A 23,533-nucleotide genomic window follows, 5' to 3' on the forward strand; every position below is an offset into this window, starting at 1 on the left:
GCCCCGCATGACGCGGGCCACAAAATGAATGTCATTCATTATTTTGCCCTACTATAGCCATGGGCGCCCCACGTGGGAAGGGAGCGGCCGAGGAGTCGACGGTACCGGACCAGGAGGCAGCTTCCATGACCACAGCAGCGCCGGAGCCACGGCGCGCCGGACGTCCCCCCAGGAGCGTGCTGTCGAAGGACCGCATCACGGACGCGGCACTCGACCTCATCGCCAGCGAGGGGTACGAGGGGCTCACGATGTCGGCCGTCGCCCGACGCCTCCGCGTGGCGCCGTCCGCGCTCTACAATCACGCCGGGTCCAAGCAGGAGGTGCTCGGCTGGGTGCAGGACCACGTCATGACCATGGTGGAGTTCGACGCCTTCGCGGATCAGCCCTGGGACGAGGCCGTGCGGCGGTGGGCCTGGTCCTACCGCGAGGTCTTCGCCCGGCATGCGCCACTCGTCCCGGTCATCGCCGTCCTGCCCGTCACGGACGCGCCGGACACGCTGCGCATGTACGAGGAGGTGGCCCGGGGGTTCCAGCGGGCGGGGTGGCCTGAGGAGCGCATCGTGCCGGCGATCGTAGCCCTGGAATCCTTCATCTACGGCTCAGCACTCGATGTCACCGCTCCCGGCGACATCTTCGACTCGGGCCCCCTGGCGGACCGCTTCCCCGTCTTCACCGCCGCCGTGCGCAGCGCCACCGCAGCCGCGGGCACCGGGAGCACTGCGGACGCCGCATTCCGCGCGGGCCTCGACGGGATCATCGCCGGGCTCCGCCAGCAACTCGCGGCCTACACGTCCTGACGCGCACACACGGGCCCGCCCGGACGGACACCATCCCGCCCGGCCGCAGGAGTCCGCCCGGCCGGCTCCGGATGCCCCGCAGGACGGCGCCCCTGCGCGGAAGCCCGCAATCTGATCGGACGGTGAGAGTGCTGATTGCTAGACTATCTAGCTTTACGGACGGCGAGCTAGCTGCTATGTTCAGGGAGCGGTCAAGCAGCGGCCACGACGAATTCCAGATGTACGAGGTCGCCATGACACTTGCACCGCTTTCCCCCGATACCCTCTCCCGGCTCGGCGAGCCTGCCGGACGGAGCACGCCGTCCGATCTGCAGGGCATCGAATTCGCGGACGCCCCCGTCGAGCCCGTAGGCCCCGAGGCGCCCGAGGTCCCGTTCGACCTGTCGGACGTGACCACGCGCGAGCTCCGCATCCTCTGCAACCAGCTCTACCGCGTCCTCGACACCGACTTCCCACCCTTCGGCGTGCGGGAGGACTACGAGGCCGTGATCCACGCCCTCGAGGGGCGCGAGGCACGCGCCGCGGAGCAGATGGAGAGCGCGAAGCTACGCGAGAAGTTCCGCGACAACACCGTGAGCTCGCGCTTCGAACTGTTCCACGACGGCGTCATGGTCGGGTACGTGAAGTACGACATGCGGGCCGGCCGCATCCGCCTCCTGGAAACCGTCGTCGGCCCCTCCTACGGCCGCTCCGGCCTGGAGCCCGTACTCATCCGCCACGCGCTGCTGGACGCCCACAGGCGTCGCCTCTCCCCCGTGCCCTACTGCCCGCACGCTCAGGCCTTCCTGGCGGAGAACCCCCGGTTCCGGGCACTCATCCCGGTCGGCTGACCCGACCCCTCCCCCATGACGAAGGCCCCGCAGCAACGCTGCGGGGCCTTCCTCGTACCGGTGCTGTCCCGCGGAAGCGGTCAGCCGGCGTCGACGGTGCGGATGGCACGCTCGAGCACGTCGAGGCCGTCCGTCAGCAGCTCGTCGGTGATGACCAGCGGCGGCAGCAGCCGGATCACGTTGCCGTAGGTACCGCAGGTCAGGATGATGACGCCCTCGCGGAGGCACTGCGCGGCGATGGCCTTGGTGGCCTCTGCGTTCGGCACCTTGCCCCCGTGCTGCACGAACTCGATCGCCAGCATCGCGCCACGGCCGCGCAGCTCGCCGATGATGCTCTGCTCCCCCAGATCGGCCTGCAGGGCGGTGAAGCGCTCGGTGACGACCTCCTCGATGTGGCGGGCACGTCCGGCGAGGTCCTGCTCCTTCATGGTCTCGATCGCGCCGAGCGCCGCGGCGCAGGCCACGGGGTTGCCGCCATAGGTGCCGCCGAGCCCGCCGGCGTGGACGGCGTCGAGCAGGTCCGCCCGGCCGGTGATGGCCGAGAGCGGCATGCCGCCCGCGATGCCCTTCGCCATGGTGATGATGTCCGGCACCACGCCCTCATGGTTCACCGCGAACCATTCACCGGTGCGGCAGAAGCCGGACTGTACCTCGTCGGCGATGAACACGACGCCGTTCGCCGTGGCCCACTCGGCGAGTGCGGGGAGGAACCCGTCGGCCGGCACGATGAACCCGCCCTCGCCCTGCACGGGCTCGATGATGATGGCGGCGACCGACTCGGCGCCGATCTGCTTCTCGATCATCGTGATGGCACGCTGCGCCGCCTCGGGACCCGTGATGGCGGGGTTCTCCTCGCGGAAGGGGTAGCTCATGGGCACGCGGTAGATCTCGGGCGCGAAGGGCCCGAAGTTCGTCTTGTACGGCATGGCCTTGGCCGTGAGCGCCATGGTGAGGTTCGTGCGGCCGTGGTAGGCGTGGTCGAACGCGACGACGGCGTCCCGGCCGGTGGCCAGGCGTGCCACCTTCACGGCATTCTCCACGGCTTCCGCACCCGAGTTGAACAGGACGGTCCGCTTCTCGAAGTCGCCGGGAGTCAGCTCGGCGAGCTGCTCGGCGACGGCCACGTAGCCCTCGTACGGCGTGACCATGAAGCAGGTGTGGGTGAAGTGGGCCACCTGCTCCTGGACCGCCCGGACGACGGCGGGGTCGGAGGCGCCGACGCTGTTGACCGCGATGCCCGAACCAAGATCGATGAACGAGTTGCCGTCCACATCCTTGATGATGCCGCCGTCGGCGTCGGCGGCGTAGACCGGCACGCCCGAAGCGACGCCCTTGGCCACGACGGCGGCGCGGCGGGCGGCCAGCTCGGTGGACTTGGGGCCGGGGAAGTCGCCCGTGATACGTCGCTTCTGCTCGAGCCGGAAGCGCGGCGCGGTCTCGGGGGTGGTTGCGAAGGTGGTCATCGAAGTTCCTTGTCTCGAGGGGACGGGCTAGGCGTCCAGCACGCTCATGACGTGCTTGATGCGGGTGTAGTCCTCCACGCCGTACATGGAGAGGTCCTTGCCGTAGCCGGAGTTCTTGAAGCCGCCGTGCGGCATCTCGGCGGTGAGCATGATGTGCGTGTTGATCCAGACCGCGCCGAAGTCGAGCTCGCGGGAGACGCGCATGGCGGTCCCGTGGTCCGTGGTCCAGACGCTAGACGCGAGGGCGTAATCCACACCGTTGGCGAGCTCCACGGCTTCCTGCTCCGTGGAGAAGGTCTGCACCGTGACGATCGGCCCGAACGTCTCCTGCTGCACCACGGGGTCGTCCTGGCGCGCGCCGGTGATGATCGTGGGCTCGAAGAAGTAGCCCTTGTCGCCGGCGCGCTTGCCTCCGGTAGCGATGCTGCAGTGTGCGGGCAGCGCGTCGATGACGGCGTTGACGGCGTTGAAGTGGTTGATGTTGTTGAGCGGACCGAAGTAGTTCTCGGAGTCGTCGGAGTTGCCGGTCCTCAGCGTGGCCGTGTGCTCGACCATGGCGGCCACGAATTCGTCGTGCGCCTCCTCCTGCACCAGGATGCGCGTGATGGCCGTGCAGTCCTGACCGGCGTTGAAGAAGGCGAACTCGGCGATGGCCGCAGCGCTCCTCTTCAGGTCCGCATCCGCGAAGACGACGGCGGGCGCCTTGCCACCGAGCTCGAGGTGGGCCCGCTTGAGGCCCTTCGCCGCGCTGGTGGCGACGGCGATACCCGCACGCACGGAGCCCGTGATGGACACGAGGCCCGGGACGGGGTGCTCGATCATCGCGGCACCGGTCTCGCCGGTGCCCAGCACCACATTCAGGACGCCGTCGGGCAGGATGCCCTGCGTGAGCCGCGCGAGGACGAGGGTCGATTCGGGGGTTGTGTCGCTGGGCTTGAGGACGACGGTGTTGCCGGCGGCGAGCGCAGGCCCGATCTTCCAGATCGCCATGAGGAACGGGTAGTTCCACGGCGCCACCTGGGCGACGACGCCGATGGGCTCCCGGCGCACGTACGAGGTGTGGCCCTCGAGGTATTCACCGGCGGACTTGCCCTCGAGGACACGGGCGGCGCCCGCGAAGAACCGCAGCTGGTCGGCACCGACCGCCACCTCCTCGGCGGCGATCATCTCGCGCACCTGGCCCGTGTTGCGGTGCTGTGCCTCGACGAGCTCGTCGCTCGCGGCCTCGACGGCGTCTGCGAGCTTGAGCAGCATGAGCTGTCGCTGGCTCGGCGTGGTCCGCTTCCAGGTGGTGAAGGCGCGCGCTGCGGCCCGCATGGCGTCGTCGACATCGGCGGGCGAGGACACGGGCGACTGGGCGACCACCTCGCCGTTGGTCGGGTTGACGATGTCCAGGAGCTCGGTGCCGGCGGGCGACACGAACGCTCCGTCGATGTAGTTCTGAAGGGTCTCAGCCACGATGCAGTGCCTTTCACGAGATCAGGTCCACGCAGAGCCCGGACGGATGCGGGCGGGGGATATCGAAAGAACGTTACCGGGCGGGAGGCGCACCAAGCCACGGATACCTGCACAGTGGAAACCGGTGTCGTCCGTGCAGGCGTACAGCCGCGTCCTATGCTGGACGCATGGCCATCACCCTTACCGACCTGCTGGCGGATACGGCGCTCGGGCTCGTCGCGGAGGGCCGAGCGGCCGCTCCGCCCCATCCCATCGAGTGGGTGGCGGTGACCGAACTCGAGGATCCTCGCCCGTTCCTCAACGGCGCCGAGGTGGTCCTGACCACGGGCGTGCGGCTCGGGACCGGAGCGGCCCAGCGGGCCTTCGTCCGTCGGGCCCACGAGGCGGGCGCGCTCGCCATCGGCTTCGGGGTGGGCCTGACGCACCAGCGGATCCCGGCCGCCGTCCTCGCCGAGGCGGACGACGTCGGGCTGCCCGCCTTCCGTGTGCCCTACGAGGTCCCCTTCGTCGCGATCGGCAGGAAGGTGGCCGACGCCCTGTCCGCCGACCGGTTCGCGGGCCTCGAGGAACTCCTCGAGGGCCATGCGGTCCTCGCCTCGGCGCTCCTCGGACCCGGTGGACTCGGAGCCCTCCTCGGGGAGCTCGCCCGCATGCTCGGCACCGACGTCGCGCTGTTCCAGTACGGTGCCCGGATCGCCGGTGCAGCCGGTCCGACCTCGTCAGGTACCCGCTCGTCAGGTACCGGCGTGTCCGGCCCGGATCCGAGCAGTGCCCGCGCGTCCGCTCCGGCCTCGTCGGCTGCCGGCGCGTCCGGGCCCGAGGCCCGCGCCTGGCATCACCTGCCCATCGCGACCGGGCTCAAGGACCGCTGCACGCTCGCCATCGCCGAGCCCTACGGCCGCGCGGCCGTCGTCGAGTACGCCCAGAACCTGATCTCCGTCGAGCTGACCAACCAGGCCAGGAACCGGACGGGCATGCGGAACGCCGTCGGCCAGCTGCTCGAGGACGTGGTGCGCGGGACCCTCGCGGGCGCGGAGGCCGCAGCGAGGCTCGCAGGTGCCGGCATCGATACGGCGGTGCGCCACGGCGTGCTGATCGTCGACGTCGCCTCCGGCCAGCGGCGGGCCCTGCGCACGCTGCCCCTGCCCGACGGCTGGAGCGGCGTGCCGGCCGGCCTCGTCGACGAGCGCCTCGTGCTCGTCCTGCCCTCGGCCGCCACGCCGGCCACGCCCGAGCCGGCCGAGCTCGGCCGCTACCTGCACGGCGCCGGCCTCACGGCGAGGATCGGCGTCGGCGGGACGTACGCCCAGCCCAACGGACTGCGGTGGAGCTACTTCGAGGCCCGGGAGGCCCTGCAGCGGGGCCAGGCCCTCAATATCGCGGATCGACTGAGCCTCACGTCCCTGCTCATGACCAGCGCCGATGTACCGCTCGCCGACCTCGCCGCCGAGACCCTGGAGCCGCTCGAGGCCTTCGACGAGGCCCACGGCGCGGGCCTCCTCGCCACCCTCCAGCGGTACCTCGATCTCGACGGCTCGGTGGCCGCCGTCGCCGCCGCCCTCGGCCTCCACCGCAACACCGTCCGCTACCGGCTGCAGCAGGTCGTCACGCTCACGGGCTACGACCCCGCCGTCACCGCGGACCGCGTGCACCTCTACCTGGCACTGCGCATCCGGGCTCTCGGCTGACACTACGACGGCCGCCCAGGCCGGTCGGGATCCGGCATCGACCGGCGGCTATTCCACCCGCTATCCGGTGCATGGAATAGTTTGACCCGTACATACCGGTCTCAAGGTTCTTCGGGGGTTCTCATGTCACTGCTGTCTGCCGACGATGCGGAGTTGCAGGAGCTCGCCCGCCAGGCGATCCTGCAGGAGTACCGCCTCCCCTACGGTGAGACCGACCGCACCCCTGTGGACCGGCTCGGGTACGAGACACCCCCCGAACTCCTGGACCTGGTCAGGCTCGCCGTGCGCATGAGCGGGATGGACGCGGGTGTCATCAACATCATCACCGCGGACCAGCAGCACCAGATCGCCGCCGTCGGCGTGGACCCCGCGGTGTGTTCGCGGGACGATTCCATGTGCTCGAAGGTCTTCACCTCGGGGTCCATCACCGCGTTGGCCGACGCGTCCCGTGATCCCCGCTTCGCCGACAACCCCTTCGTCAACGGCGGCATCGCCAAGGTGCGGTCCTACGCCTCCGTACCCCTCGTCACGCACGAGGGGTACGCCCTCGGGTCGCTGTGCGTCTTCTCCCCCGTGGTGTCCGAGCTCGACGTCGAACAGCGGGAGGGCCTGGAGATCCTCGCCCGGCAGGTCGTGGAGGTGCTCGAACTGCAGTTCACCACACGGCAGCTCGTGGACGCCCTCGAGGTGGTGCGGCGCAGCAACGAGGACCTCGCAGGCTTCGCCGCACGCGTGAGCCACGACCTGAAGAACCCGCTGACGGCGATCCTCGGGTACACCGAGCTCGGTGAGCTGGACACCGCCGTCGAGTCCTCCGGACCGGCGGCCCGTTACCTGAGCATCATCCGCGGCAGCGCCAGCCGGATGCTCGCCACGGTGGAGGACGTCCTCGAGTTCTCCCGTATCGGCGGGTCGATCAATCGCAGCACGATCCGCCTCAGCACCGTCATGAGCGCCGTGCTGCAGGACGTCCTGCCGCTCAGCAGCGCGTCCGATGCCGTCATCTCGGTGCAGGACACCCAGCTGCAGGTGGACCGGGCGCAGGTCACCGCTCTCCTGCAGAACCTCGTCTCGAATGCGATCAAGTACTCCACGCCGGGTGTTCCCCCGCGCGTCGAGGTCGTGGCGAGTGTCGGCGAGACCCAGGTGCTGCGCGTCATCGACCACGGCAAGGGGATCGATCCTGCCGACCGCCGGCGGGTGCTCGAGCCGCTCGTGCGGCTGCACCGCGACGGGGATCCCGCGGGCAACGGGATCGGGCTCGCGACGTGCGTCCGGATCGCGACCGCGCATGACGGGTCGGTCAGTGTGACGGAGACGCCGGGCGGCGGGACCACGGTCGCGGTGGATCTCGGACCGGCGGTCTGACGGCCACCGGCCCCGAGCTGGGCCCGGGCGTCGGCGTCGCTACTGTGCCTGGAGCTGCTGGTCCTGCCCTATGTGCGCGAGCGGCAGCCGGAACGTGAAGGTCGACCCGGCGCCCTCGACGCTCCGGCACGTGATGGCGCCGCCGTGCCGTTCGACGATCGCCTTGGAGATGGCCAGCCCGAGACCGACACCGGGGATGGCCGCGTTGCGGGCGCCTGACGTGCGGAAGAACTTCGAGAACACGCCCTTCAGCTCCTCGGGGGACATGCCGCTGCCCTCGTCCGTGACGCTGCACTCCACCTCGCCGTCGACCTCGGCGGCACTGACCGTCACGCGCCCTCCGCCCGGTGAGTACTTGATGGCGTTCGAGAGCAGGTTGTCCAGCACCTGGCTGATGCTGGAGGCATCACACAGGGCGACGAGGCCGGGCTCCGTACGGTCCTCGAACCGCACCAGGGGGTTGCTGTTGCCCTCCTGCGCCGTCGCGATCCGCCGGCCCACGAGGCCGGAGAAGTCGGTGGGCACCGGGGTGATCTCGGGCGCACCCTCCGCGGTGGACAGCAGGTCCACCACGAGCTTATGCAGGCGCTCGGAATTGCGTGACACCACCTCGAGGCCGGACGCGACCGCCGGCTCGAGGTCCGGCGTGGTGGTCAGCAGCTCGAGATAGCCCCTGATCGCGGTGAGGGGCGTCCGCAGTTCGTGGGACACCGTCGCCACGAACTCGTCCTTCGCGTTGAGTGCGGTGACCAGCTCGGTGACGTCGTTGAAAGTCACCACGGATCCCTCCCGGGTGCCGGCCTGGTTGGTCATCAGGCGCGACGACGTCGAGAGCACGCGCTGGCCGGGCTGTTCCCCCCACCACAGGAGGTAGTCGGAGAACACGTGGCCCTCGGCAGCCCGCCGTGCGGGTCGCCGTGCCGCGGGCACGGCCGTCCCGCCGTCCTGCTGGTAGATGCGCAGGTCCTCCTCCGCGGTCCCGCCGGAACCACCCGCGAGCGTGCGGAGCTGCTCGAGCTTGCGGTTGCCGAGGACGGTCCGGCCCGTCTCGTCGAGCGCCATCAGTCCGATGTCCACGCTGTTGACCACGGTATGGAGCAGCCGCTCTCGGCGGGCACTGTCCTCGAGGAGCCCCTGCAGAGCGCGGTCCTTCTCCTCGACCATCGCCTGCTGGGCCATCATGCTCGCGGTCATCACGCGGATGGTCACGCCGACGGCGAGCATGATGAACGGCAGCAGGAAGGACTGCGTGAGGGACTGGGAGTTGACCTCGGCGGAGGTCACGAAGACCGGCACCCACACGACGCCCAGCGCGCCCAGGAAACCGGCCGTGAGGGCTGCGCGCGGGAACAGGCCGGAGGCGGCGAGCCAGATGACCGGGAACACGGTGAGGAGCCCCACGCCGGTGATGACGGTTCCCGCGCCGTAGCGCATGAAGCCGATGGGGATGAAGTCGAGCAGCGGGATGACCAGGAAGGTCGCGTGCGGGAGGCGGTCCCACGGCACGGCGACGCACAGCACGAGCAGTACGGCCTGCAGGCCCACGCCGATGAGGAAGGCCTGGCTCGCGAAGAGGTCGCGGTGGAACATGAGGCCGCCCGCCAGGACCAGCAGCACCGTGAGTGAGAGCGGGAGCTGGCTGAGGATGACGCGCATGCGGAGGGTCAGCTCGTGGAACTGCCGGGTGTTGAGCGTCAGATAGGAGAGCACCTTGTCCATTCCCCGGCCTTCCCTGTCGATCGTCGAGTTGCTCCGCCCCTGCCTGACGGGCTGCGAGCCCCGGCCCCCAGCCTCAGGATAACGCGGCAGCCCCTTGCTTCCGGGGGGAAGCAGCGCTCCGCCCCTCAAGATCCCATCAAGTTCAGCGCAACGGATCGGCGGTTCCGGCTGCGGATCGTCACCGGTCCGGAGCATGCTGCCGCGTAGCGTTTAATGAGCATCATGACTGTCGCCCCTCAGGTTCGCCGCGCACTGGTCGTCGAGGATGACGGCGACATCCGGGGGTTGCTCGTCCAGGTCCTCAAGCGGGAGGGCTTCCAGGTGAGTGAGGCGGCGACTGCGCGCGAGGGTCTGGAGAAGGCCCGGGCCGGTACCGACCTCATCACGCTCGACCTCAACCTCCCGGACGGCGACGGCGTGGACCTCTGCCGGGAGGTGCGCACCTTCTCCGATGCGTACATCCTCATGATCACGGCGCGCACCGACGAGATCGAGCGCCTCACGGGTCTCGAGACCGGTGCGGACGACTACATCCTCAAGCCGTTCAGCCCGCGGGAGCTCGTGGCTCGCGTGAACACGCTGTTCCGCCGCCAGAGCCGGCAAGCCGCGGCGGACATCGCCAATGCCGATGATCGGCTGCGGGCCGCGGAGGTGCAGCAGAATCTGCTTCCCCGCGACAATCTCACGCTCCGGGACTACGAGCTCGCGGGGCGGTTCCGGCCATCGAGAAGCGTCGGTGGGGACTTCTACGACTGGTACAGCACTCGGGATGGGTTGCACCTGACGGTCGCCGACGCCATGGGCAAAGGCATGGGGGCAGCACTGATTGCGGCGACGGTGCGGGCAACCCTCCGGTCCGTCGCGAGGCAGCCGGGCATCGAGACCGCGTTCGCCACAGCGGCTCGCGCAACGGAAGCCGATCTCGAACAGACGAAGTCCTTCGTGACGCTCTTCCACGGCCGCCTCGATGCGGCGACCGGTGTCGTCGACTACGTCGATGCCGGCCACGGACTCGCGCTGCACGTCGCAGCGGACGGGAGTGCGACGCGGCTCCCCTCGGCCGGGCCGCCGGTCGGAGCATGGCCTGACCAGACATGGCGTGCAGGGGTGGTCCAGCTCGGATCCGGGGACCAGCTGGCCATCGTCAGCGACGGGCTGCTGGACGTCTACGAGACGGTCGAACAGTTCACGGAGGCGGTGGCGGGCGTGGTGACGGCGGCCCCCAGCGCCGAGGCCGCCTGCGCAGCGCTGCTGGACCTGGCCGATGTCCCGGAGGTCGCCGATGACGTCACCGTCGTCATCCTGAGGCGTTCCACGACCTGACCCCGAGGCCCGGCGCCGTCGCCCCGCTGACCCGGAGACCCATCGGAAGAGGAAATGGACATGGAGTTCACCACACAGGACAAGGGACGCTACACGGAGGTAGCGGTCACCGGCCGCCTGAACATGGTCGCTGCACCCAGGCTGCGGCAGGTAATCGGTGAGGTCGTCAGCGCGGGCGGGAAGCGGATCGTGGTGAATCTCGCGGGTACCAGCTTCATGGACTCCTCCGGGCTCGGCGCCCTGATCGGCTGCCTCAAGCTGGTACGGCAGTCCGGCGGCGATCTGCGCATCGCCGCCGTCCAGCCACAGGTCACCATGGTGCTGGAACTGACCAGCATGCACCGGGTACTGACGCCGCACCCCACTCCCGAGGAGGCCTTCCTCAATGAATGACGTCCTGGCACAGCGCACCCTCGAGGAGCCCGCCACCGAGGAGTCCATCGAAGAACTCCACGGCATCCTCGATCAGCTCTGGGCCGACGCGGCCTTCGTCCCGGCACTCGACCAGATGGCGTTCACCACGGCGGTGATCGAGGCCGCCAGCAACGTAGTACAGCACGGTGTCCCCGCCCAGGGGGCCACCCTGGTCCTCGGCGTCGACCTCACCGTCTGCACCGGTCGGCTGAGTGCCGTGATCAGTGAGATCGGCGCCGAACCGATCGACCCGCTCCCCGACCTCGACCCGCCTTCGGGGCCGGCCTTCCCTGATGACGGCACACTGCAGGACGACGAATCAGGCCGAGGGCTCGCCATGATCCGTGCACTCGTCACCACCGTCACCGTCGAACGCCAGGACGACACCAATGTCTGGGTCCTGTCCCGGGACTCCGGCTCAACCTGACCGCGACCCGGTTGCCCTGCCCCTGAGGCGTGCCTCGGGGCAGTGCTGCGGCGCCTAGGGCAGGGCCGGCCGGCCGAGGAACGCCTCGATATCCGCGTAGACATCCCTGGACTCCGGCAGGCGCGGGAACGCGGGGAACACGTGGAAACCGCCCGGGTAGACCCTCAGGGTGACATCCGCCCCTGCAGCCACGGCCCGGTCCCGGAACACCACCGCGTCCGCCATGCAGACGTCCCGTGTGCCCTGGTAGATGCGCGTGACGGGCACCTCGGCCAGCAGGTCCTCGGGCGCGCAGGCCGGGCTCACCAGGGGTGTCCTCGGATCGTCGCCGTCGGACCACCACAGGCCCGCCCGGACACCGCCGGGCACCGAGAGCATGGGGTCCACGGCGTCGTACTTCGGGATCTCCGGGTTGGTGCCCGTGACGTCGAGCCACGGGGAGAAGGCGATCACGCGGCCGGGTGCGGGCAGTCCCGCGTCGCGGAATGCCCATGACTGCGCGATGGCGAGTGCTCCGCCGGCGGAATCGCCCATCAGCGTGACGTCGTCGGGCTCCGCCGTCGCGAGGACCTCCCGGTAGACCGAGACGAGGTAGGGGAACGCCTCCCGGTAGGTGCTCTCGGGCGCCAGGCGGTAGAGGGGCACGGTGACCGCGGCGCCGGTGCGCTTGGTGAGTTCGGCGATGATCCACCAGTGCGGGCGCCCGAGCTCGTTGATGTAGATGCCGCCGTGCGTGTAGATGATGTGAGAGCGCGTCGCTCCCAGCAGGGGCCGGACGGTGATGGTGCGGACCCCGTCGATCCGCTTCTCCTGGATGGTGTGCGTCTGCCTGAACGTCCACGGGATGGCCGCCACCGAGGGGTACGTGCGGCCCGGGTACCTGGCGTCGACCCAGTCCGTGCCGCTGAGGTTCCTCTTGGTCGGCAGGACGCCGATCAGCCGGGACGCGACGCGCATGGCCCGGGAGCCGTCCCGTGCACTCGGTTCGACGGTGTCCGTGCCTGCTGCGTGTGCGCTGGTCATGGAGGCCAGCCTAGTCCCGGGCATCCCGTCGCCGCGGGTGGATCCGCACGGCCGGCACCGGGCGGATCGCCGCCTCTGTCATGCTGGTCAGTGCCCTGTGGCGCGGCCGGCCGTCCGACGCGCGCATCCGGCCGCTGCAGCACCGTTCCGCCGAAGGAAGACATGGATACCGCCTCACACATCGCCCTGGCCGCCGACCTCCTCGGCGTCTTCTTCTTCGCCGTCTCGGGCTCGCTCCTGGCCGCACGGAAGGGCTTCGACCTCGTCGGGTCCCTCCTCCTCGCCTCCCTCGCGTCGCTGGGCGGAGGGGTGGCCCGTGACCTCATCATCGACGTCCCGCCGGCGGCCTTCACCGAGCCGGTGTACCTGCTGCCTCCGCTGCTCGCCACCGTGCTGGTCTACTTCGTCGTCTCCGGCGTCGAACGCGTCAAGCGGGTCCTGGTCCTCTTCGACGCCGCCGGCCTCGCGCTGTTCTGCATCACCGGGACCGTGAAGGCGCTCGACGCGGGGCTGCACCCGGTGTCGGCCATCCTGCTGGGCGTCACCACCGCCGTCGGCGGAGGACTGCTGCGCGACGTCGTCGCGAACGAGATCCCGCAGCTCTTCGACCCGCGGGACATCTACGCCCTCCCCGCGATGCTGGGCGCCAGTATCGTCACCGTGCTGTACCTGACGGGGTCCTTCACCCTCGTCACGGGGACCGTCGCGGCGTCGCTCGTGTTCTCCCTGCGCGTCCTCGCCTGGCGGTACGGCTGGCATGCACCGCTGGCGGCGAGGACTCCGGCAGGTCGAAAGTAGCCCGCGCCCCCCGACCCGCCGGGCTAGGATGAGAGCATCCCCCACCACCTCTCCTGGAGTACTAGTGACTGAGCTGTTTTCCGACAAATTCCGCGCCCTGGTGCCTTCCTACTTCGAGGACGAGTGGGTCGAGGAGGACGGTCTGTCCGAGGACGAGCTCGCCGAGCTGCTCGAGGGCAAGGACTTCCGCCTCCCGCTCGCCCTGCACGAGTTCTACCGTGCGGTCGGCGCCACCGAGGACATCATGGAGGCGTTCCACTTCTTCTGGGACCCGGACGAGCTCGAGATCGAGGACGGCTACCTGCTCTTCCTCGAGGACGAGGACGAGCAGTTCACGTGGGGCATGAAGGCCGACCAGCTCGATGTCCCCGACCCGATCGTGTGGCGGCGCAACAACGCGCGCGGTGAGTGGCAGAGCGAGGAGGGGACCTTCAGCGAGTACGTGCTCGACCTCTTCGAGTGGGTCTTCGAGGAGGACGAGGACAACTGATGGAGTTCGCCCACCACGCGCCCGAGAGCTACCGGTGTCCCTTCTGCGACCTGGCGCGCGATGATTTCAGCAACCCCGGGAACCTCTGCCGCCCGGGCGACGTCATCCACTCCGACGACCTCGTGCTGGCCTTCATCGCCTCGCACGGCTTCGAGCCGAACCCCGGCCACGTGCTCATCACCCCCCGCGAGCACGTGGAGCTGCTGTACGAACTGCCCGACGACGTCGCCGCCCGCATCATGACCCTCACCCGGGACATCGCGATCGCGATCAAGCTCGCGTGGACTCCGGACGGCGTCTCGACGCGCCAGCACAACGAGCCGGCGGGCAGCCAGCACGTCTGGCACTACCACCAGCACGTCCTGCCGCGCTGGCACGACGACGGCTTCTACTTCACGCCGAGGCGTCCCGTCGTGGACCCGGCGGTGAGGGCGCGGAAGGCCGACGAGCTGAGGGCGTTCCTTCCGGCCCGGTAGCCCTGCGGGTCCCGTCGGCCGTGCCGCCGCACCGGGCGGGGCTAGACGTCCCTGCTGACCACGGCCTGCGCGAAACTGGCCAGCGCCCGCTTCACGACGCTGTCCGGCAGCGGACCGAGGGCGGCCACGGCGTCGTCCGCCCACCGCTGCGCCACGGCCCACGCCTCCTGCGTCTGCGGGTGCGAGCGGACCGCGGCGACAGCCTCGGCCAGGGCCTCGTCGGAGGAGAGGTCGCCGTCCACCAGCGCGACGACGTCGGCCGCCGAGAGGTCGCCGGCGGCTGCGGCACGGCGGAGCAGGATGACCGGCAGGGTGGGCACGCCCTCGCGGAGGTCGGTGCCGGGGGTCTTGCCGGACTTCACCTTGAGTCCCGTGACGTCGATGACGTCGTCGGCGAGCTGGAAGGCGACGCCGACCTTCTCGCCGTAGGAGACCATGACGTCGACGACCTCCCGCGGGGTGTCCGCGAAGATCGCGCCGAGCTGCCCGGACGCGGCCACGAGGGATCCGGTCTTGTCCGCGATGACGGAGAGATAGTGCTCGAGGTCGTCCTGGCCCTCGCGGGGGCCGACGGTCTCGTGGAGCTGGCCGAGGCACAGCCGCTCGAACGTGCGCGCCTGGATGCCGAGGGCTTCGCCGCCGAGTTCGGAGACCAGGATCGATGCCCTGGCGAAGATGAGGTCGCCGGTGAGGATGGCCACGGAGTTGCCCCAGACCTCGTGCGCCGTCGGGGCGCCGCGGCGGTAGGGGGCGGAGTCCATGACGTCGTCGTGGTACAGGGTGGCCAAGTGTGTCAGCTCGACGACGACGGCCGCCTGCACCACCTTGGCGCGGGTGGGGTTGCCGAGGTGGGACGCGAGGATGGTCAGGAGGGGACGGATGCGCTTCCCGCCGGCCTCCACGAGGTGGCGGCTCGTGGCGTCGGCGAGCGGATCGGAGTTGGCGATGGCGCCGCGGAGCTGCTTCTCCACCTCCGCGAGGCACGACGAGACGGACGGCCCCAGCTCCGGGTCCTCGGCGATGAGGGCGAAACCGGGAGGCAGGCGCAGTGCACCGGCGTCCGGGACGTCCGCGGTGTCCAGCGCGCTGGCGTGGCCCACGCTGGTCCACCCGGAGTTGAAGGATTGTGTCACCGTCTAAGCCTAACCAAGTGGGGCGGCGCTTTGCGCACGCAGGTAGCCCGCCAGGGACGGCTGGTTGGACGTGGGTGGCACGAGCGACTCGAGCAGGTGGATGACGCGGTCCTCGAAGCCGCGACCGCCCGCGTCGGTGAGGTTGGCCAGCATCCGCACCACGAACCGCATGAGCACCGGTATGGGCATGCCGGTGCGGAGGGCCAGCGACATGACGGCAGGCTTGCCGATCAGCTGCGCGAACACCCGGCCCAGCGTGAAGTGGCTCCCCCACTGGGCCCTCACGTGGGGCGCGTAGCCGGACATCACCTGGTCGCGTCCCAGTGCCGAACCGATGCCCTGCGCGCGTTCGATGAACTCGGCCGCATAGCGCGCGGACTCCATCGCGTAGGAGATGCCCTCACCGTTGAACGGCGAGACCATACCCCCGGCATCGCCGAGCAGCAGCAGGCCGGGGCTGTAGTGCGGCGTGCGGTTGAAGCCCATAGGGAGCGCGGCACCGCGGATCTCGCCCACCTGGTTCCCGGGCGTGAACCCCCATTCCGGGGGCATCCCCGCGGTCCAGTCCCGCAGGACCTGCTTGTAGTCCAGCTTGCCGAACTCCGCCGACGAGTTGAGGATGCCGAGGCCCACGTTGGAGGTGCCGTCGCCCACCCCGAACACCCAGCCGTAGCCCGGCAGCGGCCTCCCGGTGGCGTCCGGCAGCTCGAGCCACCCTTCCATCCAGTCGTCGTCGGTCCGCGGGCTCGTGAAGTAGGTGCGCACGGCGACACCGAGCGGACGGTCGTCGCGTTTCTGCATCCCGAGGCTGACCGCGGTGCGGGTCGAGTTGCCGTCGGCGGCGAGGACGACGTCGGCGGTGAAGGTGCGGGTCTCCCCCGTCCTCCGACCCTCCGCGTCGAGCAGGTTCGCCGTCACCCCTGTGACACGGCCGGCGCCGTCGCGCAGCGCGGCGGTCACGGAGTGGCCCTCGAGGATCGTGGCGCCGGCGGCGCGCGCGTGCTGCGCCAGGGCCTCGTCGAAGCCGAGGCGCGTGCGGACCAGGCCGTAGTCGGGGAAGTCACTGAGCTCGGGCCAGGGCACCTCCACGGTGCGCCTGCCCGCGATGAGGCGCAGGCCCCTGGTGCGGCGCCACCCCTCGTTCTCGTCGTGCGGCAGGCCGAGGAGCTGGAGTTCGCGGGTGGCGCGGGGGGTCAGCCCGTCACCGCACACCTTCTCGCGGGGGAACCAGGTCTTCTCGAGCACCGTGACCTCGATGCCCGCGCTCGCGAGGTAGTACGCCGCGGTGGAGCCCGCCGGACCCGCGCCGACGATCAGGACGGTCATCTACACGGCCGCAGACGTGCGGCGCAGGCGGACCTGCCCCGGCAGGAGCGGTTCCTCGCCGGGTGCTGCCGGTGCCTTGGTGGCCCGGTGGACGGCGACGATCCCGCCGTTCAGGTTGCGGTACGCCACGTCGCCCCAGCCGGCCTCGCCGATCCAGGTCGCGAGTTCGTCCTGGTTCGGCCACGCGCGGATGGACTCCGCCAGGTACACGTAGGCGTCGGGGTTCGAGCTGACCTTCCGGGCGATCGCCGGCAGCGCGCGCATCAGGTACTCGGTGTAGGTGGTGCGCCAGAGCGCCACAGTGGGTTGCGAGAACTCGGCGATGACGAGCCGGCCGCCCGGCCGGGTGACGCGCAGCATCTCGGCGAGCGCCTTCCTGGGCTCGTTGACGTTGCGGAGCCCGAAGGAGATGGTCGACGCGTCGAAGGAGTCGTCAGCGAAGGGCAGGTCCGTCGCATCCCCGGCGACGAAGTCGATGTCCGGGCGGCGGCGCTTGCCGACCTTCAGCATGCCGAGGGAGAAGTCGCAGGCGACGACGTCGATGCCCGCGTCCGCGTACGGCTCGCTCGAGGTGCCGGTACCGGCCGCGAGATCCAGCACGCGCTGGCCGGGCTCGGCACCGACGGCGTCGACCACGATGCGCCGCCAGCGGCGCGTCTGTCCCATCGACAGGACGTCGTTGACGACGTCGTACCGGGGGGCCACGTCGTCGAACATGGCTGCCACTTCGTCAGGACGCTTCTCCAGGGATGCACGGTTCACCTCGCCATTGTCTCAAACAACGACGCAGCACCTAATCTGCCCGGTGGCCCGACGCACGCACCCCGACCCGCACCGATCCGCCGGGTTACCGCGGAGTACGCTTGAAGCATCATGAGCACACCGTCCCTCACCGCGCTGCCGCCTGCGCCCGGACACTCCCGCGGCCTCCGCAGCATCACGGTGGCGCGCGGCACCATGGACCCCCGGACGGGCCTCCTCGAATACGTGGTCCGCAACGACGCCCACACCTGGATCCGCCGCGGCAGCGGGCTCGTCGCCTACGGGGAGACCGCGCGGTTCACCGTCACCGGCCCGGACCGCTTCACGCGGGCCCAGGAGTGGTGGCGCCGTGAACTCGCCGGCGCCGAGGTGCTGGACGAGCTGTCCGTCCCCGGGTCCGGGCTGATCGCCTTCGGGTCCTTCGCCTTCTCGAAGACCTCCGCGCACGAGTCCCGCCTGATCGTCCCCGAGGTGGTGGTGGGTTGCAGCGACGGCATGAGCTGGCTCACCTTCATCACCGACGACGCCGGGGCGGAACTCACCGCCGAGGCGGCCGAGGCCGCCCTCGCCGCCTACCTCGCTGAGCCCGACGCCGACCGCTCCCCCGGGCCGGGCGACCGGCTCGGCCCCGGTGTCCTCACCGAGGACCAGTACAAGGTCGCCGTCGCCGAGGGCGTGGAGCACGTGCAGGCGGGCGAGCTCAGCAAGCTCGTGCTGGCCCGCGACATCGTCGCGCACCTCGAGACGCCCGTCGCGACGGCGCAGGTGCTGCGCGACCTCGCCGTCCGGTACGAGGACTGCTGGACCTACGCCGTCGACGGCCTGATCGGGTCGACACCGGAGATGCTCATCAAGGTGGAGGACAACACGGCGCGGGCGCGTGTCCTCGCCGGCACCCTCGACCGTGCCAGTGCTCCCGCGGACGACCCCGGCTACGCGACCCGCGTGCTCGCGGGCTCGGAGAAGCAGCTCCACGAGCACCAGATCGCCATCGACTCCCTCACCGCGACGCTCGGGCCGTTCACGAGCTCGATGACCTCCCACAGCGAACCCTTCGTCCTCCAGCTGCCCAATGTGTGGCACCTGGCCTCCGACGTGATGGCGCAGCTCACGGTGGACGAGGACGGGCAGGTCCCCACGTCGCTGGCCCTGGTCCAGGCGCTGCACCCCACGGCCGCTGTGTGCGGCACGCCGACGACGGTGGCCGGCGCCCTCATCCGCGAGCTCGAGCACCTGCAGCGCGGGCCGTACGCGGGACCCGTGGGCTGGATCGACGCCGGGGGCAACGGCGAGTGGGGCATCGCCCTGCGTGGCGCCGTCGTCGAGACCCCCACCCGGGTGCGGCTGTACGCCGGATGCGGGATCGTCGAGGGTTCCCAGCCGGAGGCGGAGCTCGCCGAGACCTGGAGCAAGTTCCGCCCCATGATCGAGGCCCTCGGCCTGTCCCGCTGACACGGGCGGTGACGGTGGCCGACGGGCACCGGCCGCAGCCCGTGATGCTCATCCTGCTTTCGTCGTTAGAATCAGCAGGACATTTTTCACCTGCATCCCGTCTGCCCTAGTGAGGAACCCATGCTTTCCAAGAAATCCGCAATGCTGGCCGCCATGGCCGCCGGCACCCTTGCCCTGAGCGCGTGTGGTGGAGGCTCGGACGACGCCGGCTCCGGTGAGGCCGGCGGCCTGGACCTCGTGTCCGAGGGTTCCCTGACCGTCTGCTCGGACATCCCCTACCCGCCCTTCGAGTACGAGGAGAACGGCGAGTACACCGGGTTCGACATGGACCTCATGAAGGAGATCGCCTCGGGCATGGGCCTCGAGCTCGCCGTCCAGGACGTCGGGTTCGACGGCCTGCAGAGCGGTGCCGTCCTCGGTGCCCGCCAGTGCGACATCGGCGCCAGCGCCGTCACGATCACCGAGGAGCGCAAGGCGAACCTGGCGTTCTCGGACCCGTACTACGACTCGCTGCAGTCCATCCTCGTGCCGACCGACTCGGACATCGCGTCGATCGACGATCTCGCCGGTAAGCAGGTCGGCGTGCAGCAGGGCACCACCGGCGCGACCTACGCCGCGAAGAACGCGCCCGAAGCGGAACTGGTCCAGTTCCCCTCGGACGCAGAGATGTACGCCGCCATCCAGGCAGGCAACGTGGACGCCCTGCTGCAGGACCTGCCGGTGAACCTCGGCCACACCGAGGACGGCGCCTACACGATCGCCGAGGAACTGCCCACGGACGAGCAGTACGGCTTCATCATGGCCAAGGAGGGCAGCGAGGAACTCGTCGCCGCCGTCAACGAGCAGCTCACGGCCCTGCGGGACAGCGGCACGTACCAGGAGATCTACGACTCCTACTTCGCGGAGTAGCCCCGTCCGGCCGGCGCGGCCCCGGATGTCCGAGGACACCGGGGCCGCGCCGGTTCCACNACGGACAGGGAGCTCCACACTTCCGGTTTCGGGGGGGACCCTTTTCGTTCGGGCGGGGCCTGGGGTGCCAGGAAACCCTGGGTCCGCGCCGGTTCCACCTGCCGAAGAAAGGTAGTCCCTCCGCGTGAAACGATCGACACGCAGACGCCTCATCCAGGGCGTCCTCTACGCGGTGTTCGCCGCCGTCGTCCTGTTCATCATCCTGTCCGCCGACTGGGCCACCATCCAGCCCTACTTCTTCAATCTGGACATCGCAGCGGCCGTGTTCCCCGAGATCCTCACGATCGCCGCGAAGAACACCGTCATCTACACGGCCATCGCGTTCGTCGGCGGCCTGCTGCTCGGTCTCCTGCTCGCGCTCATGAAGCTCTCGCCGGTCCTGCCGTACCGCTGGCTCGCGACCTGCTACATCGAACTGTTCCGCGGGCTGCCCGCCCTGCTGGTGATCTTCGGATTCGCCTACGCGATCCCCATCGCCTTTCAGTGGCGTCCGCCCGGCGGCAACGCCGGCGCCGGCCTGATCGCGCTGATCATCGTGTCCGCGGCCTACATCGCGGAGACCATCCGCGCCGGTATCGAGGCCGTCCCGAAGGGCCAGGTGGAGGCAGCGCGCTCCCTCGGCATGAACTCCGCATGGACCATGCTGACCGTGGTGCTGCCCCAGGCGTTCCGGATCATCACCCCGCCGCTGACCAACGAGCTCGTGATCCTCATCAAGGACACCTCGCTCCTGTTCATCGCGGGCATGGCGATCGGCGACCGCGAGCTGACGACCTTCGCGCGTGATGCGCTCACGAACCAGGCCAACGCCACCCCCCTCGTGGTCGCCGCGCTGCTGTACCTCGTGATCACGCTTCCGCTCACCCAGCTCGTGGCGAAGCTCGAACGACACAACAAGAGAGGCCGGTGATCCCTGTGGCCCATCCGGCAACAGGCGCTGCGGCAGTCCCCGCGATCGAGATCCGGGCGCTGCACAAGTCCTTCGGCAACAACGAGGTGCTCAAGGGCATCGACTTCCACGTGGACCAGGGCGAGGTGGTGTGCGTGATCGGCCCGTCCGGTTCCGGGAAGTCCACCCTGCTGCGCTGCGTGAACCGGCTGGAGGAGCCCACCAGCGGCACCGTCATGGTGGAGGGCGTCGACATCACGGACAGTGAGACGGACCTCGACGGCGTGCGGACGCGCATCGGCATGGTCTTCCAGCAGTTCAACCTCTTCCCCCACCTGAGCGTGCTGAGGAACCTCACCCTCGCGCAGCAGCGCGCCAAGAGGCGGGGCAAGGCCGAGGCGACGGAGATCGCCCGCAGGAACCTCGCGAAGGTGGGACTCGCGGAGAAGGCCGATGCCTTCCCCGCCCAGCTCTCCGGCGGCCAGCAGCAGCGCGTCGCCATTGCCCGCGCCCTGTCCATGGACCCGGACATGATGCTCTTCGACGAGCCGACCAGCGCCCTGGACCCCGAGCTCGTGGGTGACGTGCTCGAGGTCATGAAGCAGCTGGCCCGGGAGGGCATGACGATGATGGTCGTCACGCACGAGATGGGCTTCGCCCGTGAGGTCGGCGACCGCGTGGTCTTCATGGACGGCGGCGTGGTGGTGGAGCAGGGCAAGCCCGAGGACGTCCTCGGCAACCCGCAGCACGAGCGGACCAGGCTCTTCCTCTCGAAGGTGCTCTGAGTCCCCCTACCGGGTGGGCGTGTCCGCCACCACCTGCCGGATCCGCGCATGCAGGTCCCGGAGGGTGGTGCGGTCCGCGCGGACCTCGACGATGGAGCGGCCCACGATGGGCCGCTCCATCGCCGTATCCAGCGCGTCAAGGGTGGTCACCCGCTCGAAGGGCAGCCCGTGCGCGGCGGCGAAGGCCGCGAGGTCCACGGTGTGCGGGGTGCCGAAGAGACGCTCGACGGCGGCCCCGTAGCGCGCCGTCGTCGCCTCCGCGCCGTGTTCGAGCAGCCCGAAGATGCCCCCGCCCCCGTCGTTGAGGACCACGATCTGCAGGTCCGGCTGGGCTTCGCCGCTGCCGAGGAACAGGCCGCCGACGTCGTGCAGGAACGTGACGTCACCCATCAGGGCACGTGTCGGGATGCCCGCGGCGAGGGCGACGCCCGTGGCGGTCGAGATGGTGCCGTCGATCCCTGCGAGCCCGCGATTGGCGAAGACCTCCAGCGGATGCCAGTCGGTGGCGGCGACGAGGTCCACGTCGCGGATGGGATTGGAGGAGCCGAGCACCAGGTTGCCGTCCGTGTGCTCCCACACGGCGTCGGCGACGTGCAGCCCCGTGAGGTGCCCCTCGGCGGCGAGGAGGGACTGGATCGCGGCCTCGGCCGCCGCGCCCGCCTCCCGCCAGGACCGCAGCCAGCCGTCCTCGCCGTGTCCGGCGAACGCGAGCAGTTCGGCCAGGCCGTCGATGATGCGCTCGGGACGCCGCCCGTCCTCGAACCACGCGACGGGTTCGGGCAGGTACAGGGCATGCTCGACGTCGGGTCGGGCCAGCAGGGCGGTGACGGCACGCGACAGGGTGGGGCGTCCGAAGGTCACCACGCGCGTGATCGCCGGACCGAGGTGCTCCAGCAGCAGCCGGTACGGGGCGATGCCGCTGCTGCCGAAGCGCGCGTTGGACGACGGTTCGGCGAGCAGCGGGAGGCCGAGGTGCGCGGCGAACACCGCGGCGAGCTCGCCGGCCCCGTGCCCGGCCACGACGACGGTCCTGCTGCCGTCCGTGGTGCGGGAAGTCCCGCTCGTCGCCGCGGCTCCCGCGGTCCCGGCGGCAGCGATGCCTGCCGTCCCCGCGCCACTCCGCGCCGGAGCCGCAGGCGCGTCCCCGGGCACTACCGTGTGCCGATCGCCCTCAGGTCCCTCAGGTCCCTCAGGTCCCTCAAGGCGCTCGGGGCCCTCGGGGCCCTCGGGCACGAGCGGATCGCGGAACGCGAGATTGAGGTGGACCGGGCCCGGCGGCTGCGACGGCACACCCTGCACGGGCACGCCCACGGCGATCCGGAGGGTCTGCTCCACGAGGCGTTCCGGATCCTCACCGGCCGGGACGTCGACGCCGGCACGCACGTGCACGCCGAACAGGTCCGGCTGCACCGTGGTCTGGTTCGCACCGGTGCCGCGCAGCTCGGCGGGCCGGTCGGCGGAGACCACCACGAGCGGCACCGCGGCGTGGTTGGCCTCCATCACGGCGGGAAGCAGTTCACCCACGGCGGTGCCCGACGTCGTCACGACCGCGGCCGGACGCCGTGCGCCGAGCGCGAGGCCCAGTGCGGTGAAGGCGCCGGAACGCTCGTCGATCCGCACGTGCAGCCTCACCCGACCGGCCGCCTCGGCCTCCGCGAGGGCGTAGGCCAGCGGTGCGCTCCGCGATCCGGGCGCGACGACGACGTCGACGATGCCGGCCGCCACGAGGGCGCGGACCGCCCGGGCAGCCGAGGTCGCGGAGTCGAGGGGTGTCGGAGGTGCTGCCGGGTCGGTCACGGGGTCGGTCAGGGGGTCGGTCACGCTTCCATCCTTCCATCCCGGCCTCCCCCGCGCCGTTCCGGCCCGGGCTGCCCCTCCGGGGCCTCACGACGCGAACGCACCCCCTCCGGAAGGCGGGGGTGCGTTCGTCGATGCCTCGGGCG

The 23,533-nt window shown here is 70.3% G+C and carries 22 protein-coding genes; 14 read left to right on the plus strand and 8 right to left on the minus strand.

Going from position 1 to position 23,533, the window contains the following annotated elements:
- Nucleotides 1-125 precede the first annotated feature (125 nt).
- Nucleotides 126-797 (plus strand): TetR/AcrR family transcriptional regulator, encoded by a 672-nt coding sequence (locus AC4D2C_RS09215; RefSeq protein WP_490907082.1) that lies wholly within the window; start codon nt 126-128, stop codon nt 795-797.
- A gap of 233 nt (nt 798-1,030) precedes the next feature.
- On the plus strand, nt 1,031-1,627 hold the full coding sequence (locus AC4D2C_RS09220) for a GNAT family N-acetyltransferase (RefSeq protein ID WP_490907080.1): 597 nt from the start codon (nt 1,031-1,033) through the stop codon (nt 1,625-1,627).
- A gap of 80 nt (nt 1,628-1,707) precedes the next feature.
- On the opposite strand, the gene gabT is transcribed toward AC4D2C_RS09220, so the two are convergent.
- Together gabT and AC4D2C_RS09230 are read right to left on the minus strand one after the other, a co-directional pair.
- Nucleotides 1,708-3,090 (minus strand): 4-aminobutyrate--2-oxoglutarate transaminase, encoded by a 1,383-nt coding sequence (gabT, locus tag AC4D2C_RS09225; RefSeq protein WP_490914300.1) that lies wholly within the window; start codon nt 3,088-3,090, stop codon nt 1,708-1,710.
- 27 nt (nt 3,091-3,117) lie between these two features.
- Nucleotides 3,118-4,548 (minus strand): aminobutyraldehyde dehydrogenase, encoded by a 1,431-nt coding sequence (locus tag AC4D2C_RS09230; RefSeq protein ID WP_490914302.1) that lies wholly within the window; start codon nt 4,546-4,548, stop codon nt 3,118-3,120.
- A 167-nt stretch (nt 4,549-4,715) separates the two neighbouring features.
- On the opposite strand from AC4D2C_RS09230, the gene AC4D2C_RS09235 reads away from it, so the two are divergent.
- The gene (locus AC4D2C_RS09235) at nt 4,716-6,236 is read left to right on the plus strand and encodes a PucR family transcriptional regulator (RefSeq protein WP_490914304.1); all 1,521 of its coding nucleotides are present in this window, start codon (nt 4,716-4,718) and stop codon (nt 6,234-6,236) included.
- Nucleotides 6,237-6,359: 123 nt separating this feature from the next.
- Entirely contained in the window at nt 6,360-7,604 is a 1,245-nt protein-coding gene (locus AC4D2C_RS09240) for a sensor histidine kinase (RefSeq protein WP_490914306.1), read from the plus strand.
- Nucleotides 7,605-7,643: 39 nt separating this feature from the next.
- Here the strand turns inward: AC4D2C_RS09240 and AC4D2C_RS09245 are convergent, their stop codons facing one another.
- Complete coding sequence (locus tag AC4D2C_RS09245) at nt 7,644-9,323, minus strand: sensor histidine kinase (RefSeq protein ID WP_490914308.1); 1,680 nt, start codon at nt 9,321-9,323, stop codon at nt 7,644-7,646.
- A gap of 222 nt (nt 9,324-9,545) precedes the next feature.
- Between AC4D2C_RS09245 and AC4D2C_RS09250 the strand changes: the two genes are divergently transcribed.
- The 3 genes from AC4D2C_RS09250 to AC4D2C_RS09260 are packed head-to-tail and all read left to right on the plus strand — an operon-like array spanning nt 9,546 to nt 11,487.
- Nucleotides 9,546-10,646, plus strand: a complete 1,101-nt coding sequence (locus AC4D2C_RS09250; RefSeq protein WP_490914310.1) for a SpoIIE family protein phosphatase — start codon at nt 9,546-9,548, stop codon at nt 10,644-10,646.
- A gap of 60 nt (nt 10,647-10,706) precedes the next feature.
- A complete protein-coding gene (locus tag AC4D2C_RS09255; protein ID WP_490914312.1) occupies nt 10,707-11,039 on the plus strand; it encodes an STAS domain-containing protein in 333 nt (110 codons plus the stop codon).
- Nucleotides 11,032-11,487 carry an ATP-binding protein gene (locus AC4D2C_RS09260; RefSeq protein WP_490914314.1) on the plus strand — a complete coding sequence of 152 codons (456 nt, stop codon included), beginning with the start codon at nt 11,032-11,034 and terminating at the stop codon, nt 11,485-11,487. Before AC4D2C_RS09255 ends, AC4D2C_RS09260 begins: the two co-directional genes overlap by 8 nt.
- Before the next feature lie 54 nt (nt 11,488-11,541).
- Here the strand turns inward: AC4D2C_RS09260 and AC4D2C_RS09265 are convergent, their stop codons facing one another.
- Nucleotides 11,542-12,510, minus strand: a complete 969-nt coding sequence (locus AC4D2C_RS09265; RefSeq protein WP_490914316.1) for an alpha/beta hydrolase — start codon at nt 12,508-12,510, stop codon at nt 11,542-11,544.
- A 162-nt stretch (nt 12,511-12,672) separates the two neighbouring features.
- On the opposite strand from AC4D2C_RS09265, the gene AC4D2C_RS09270 reads away from it, so the two are divergent.
- The 3 genes from AC4D2C_RS09270 to AC4D2C_RS09280 all read left to right on the plus strand — a co-directional run bounded on the left by AC4D2C_RS09270 (nt 12,673) and on the right by AC4D2C_RS09280 (nt 14,274).
- On the plus strand, nt 12,673-13,308 hold the full coding sequence (locus AC4D2C_RS09270) for a trimeric intracellular cation channel family protein (protein ID WP_490914318.1): 636 nt from the start codon (nt 12,673-12,675) through the stop codon (nt 13,306-13,308).
- Nucleotides 13,309-13,372: 64 nt separating this feature from the next.
- Entirely contained in the window at nt 13,373-13,798 is a 426-nt protein-coding gene (locus tag AC4D2C_RS09275; protein ID WP_490907044.1) for a hypothetical protein, read from the plus strand.
- Nucleotides 13,798-14,274: an HIT family protein gene (locus tag AC4D2C_RS09280; RefSeq protein WP_490914320.1), complete on the plus strand. Its 477-nt coding sequence runs from the start codon at nt 13,798-13,800 to the stop codon at nt 14,272-14,274. The genes AC4D2C_RS09275 and AC4D2C_RS09280 overlap by 1 nt, the downstream gene beginning before the upstream one ends.
- A gap of 41 nt (nt 14,275-14,315) precedes the next feature.
- On the opposite strand, the gene AC4D2C_RS09285 is transcribed toward AC4D2C_RS09280, so the two are convergent.
- The 3 genes from AC4D2C_RS09285 to AC4D2C_RS09295 are packed head-to-tail and all read right to left on the minus strand — an operon-like array spanning nt 14,316 to nt 17,495.
- Nucleotides 14,316-15,407, minus strand: coding sequence for a polyprenyl synthetase family protein (locus tag AC4D2C_RS09285; protein WP_490914322.1), 1,092 nt, complete (start codon nt 15,405-15,407; stop codon nt 14,316-14,318).
- Between the two features lie 9 nt (nt 15,408-15,416).
- Nucleotides 15,417-16,733 carry a geranylgeranyl reductase family protein gene (locus AC4D2C_RS09290; protein WP_490914324.1) on the minus strand — a complete coding sequence of 439 codons (1,317 nt, stop codon included), beginning with the start codon at nt 16,731-16,733 and terminating at the stop codon, nt 15,417-15,419.
- The gene (locus tag AC4D2C_RS09295) at nt 16,734-17,495 is read right to left on the minus strand and encodes a demethylmenaquinone methyltransferase (protein WP_490914326.1); all 762 of its coding nucleotides are present in this window, start codon (nt 17,493-17,495) and stop codon (nt 16,734-16,736) included. It lies immediately after the preceding gene.
- 111 nt (nt 17,496-17,606) lie between these two features.
- On the opposite strand from AC4D2C_RS09295, the gene AC4D2C_RS09300 reads away from it, so the two are divergent.
- The 4 genes from AC4D2C_RS09300 (at nt 17,607) to AC4D2C_RS09315 (ending at nt 21,590) form a co-directional block, all read left to right on the plus strand.
- Entirely contained in the window at nt 17,607-18,947 is a 1,341-nt protein-coding gene (locus AC4D2C_RS09300; RefSeq protein WP_490914327.1) for an isochorismate synthase, read from the plus strand.
- Nucleotides 18,948-19,067: 120 nt separating this feature from the next.
- Complete coding sequence (locus AC4D2C_RS09305) at nt 19,068-19,856, plus strand: transporter substrate-binding domain-containing protein (protein ID WP_490914329.1); 789 nt, start codon at nt 19,068-19,070, stop codon at nt 19,854-19,856.
- 184 nt (nt 19,857-20,040) lie between these two features.
- Nucleotides 20,041-20,826 carry an amino acid ABC transporter permease gene (locus tag AC4D2C_RS09310; RefSeq protein WP_490914331.1) on the plus strand — a complete coding sequence of 262 codons (786 nt, stop codon included), beginning with the start codon at nt 20,041-20,043 and terminating at the stop codon, nt 20,824-20,826.
- A complete protein-coding gene (locus AC4D2C_RS09315; protein ID WP_490914800.1) occupies nt 20,826-21,590 on the plus strand; it encodes an amino acid ABC transporter ATP-binding protein in 765 nt (254 codons plus the stop codon). Before AC4D2C_RS09310 ends, AC4D2C_RS09315 begins: the two co-directional genes overlap by 1 nt.
- A gap of 6 nt (nt 21,591-21,596) precedes the next feature.
- Here the strand turns inward: AC4D2C_RS09315 and menD are convergent, their stop codons facing one another.
- Nucleotides 21,597-23,411 carry a 2-succinyl-5-enolpyruvyl-6-hydroxy-3-cyclohexene-1-carboxylic-acid synthase gene (gene menD / locus AC4D2C_RS09320; protein WP_490914333.1) on the minus strand — a complete coding sequence of 605 codons (1,815 nt, stop codon included), beginning with the start codon at nt 23,409-23,411 and terminating at the stop codon, nt 21,597-21,599.
- Between the last annotated feature and the right edge of the window lie 122 nt (nt 23,412-23,533).

Source organism: Arthrobacter sp. TJ-240, from assembly GCF_058269195.1.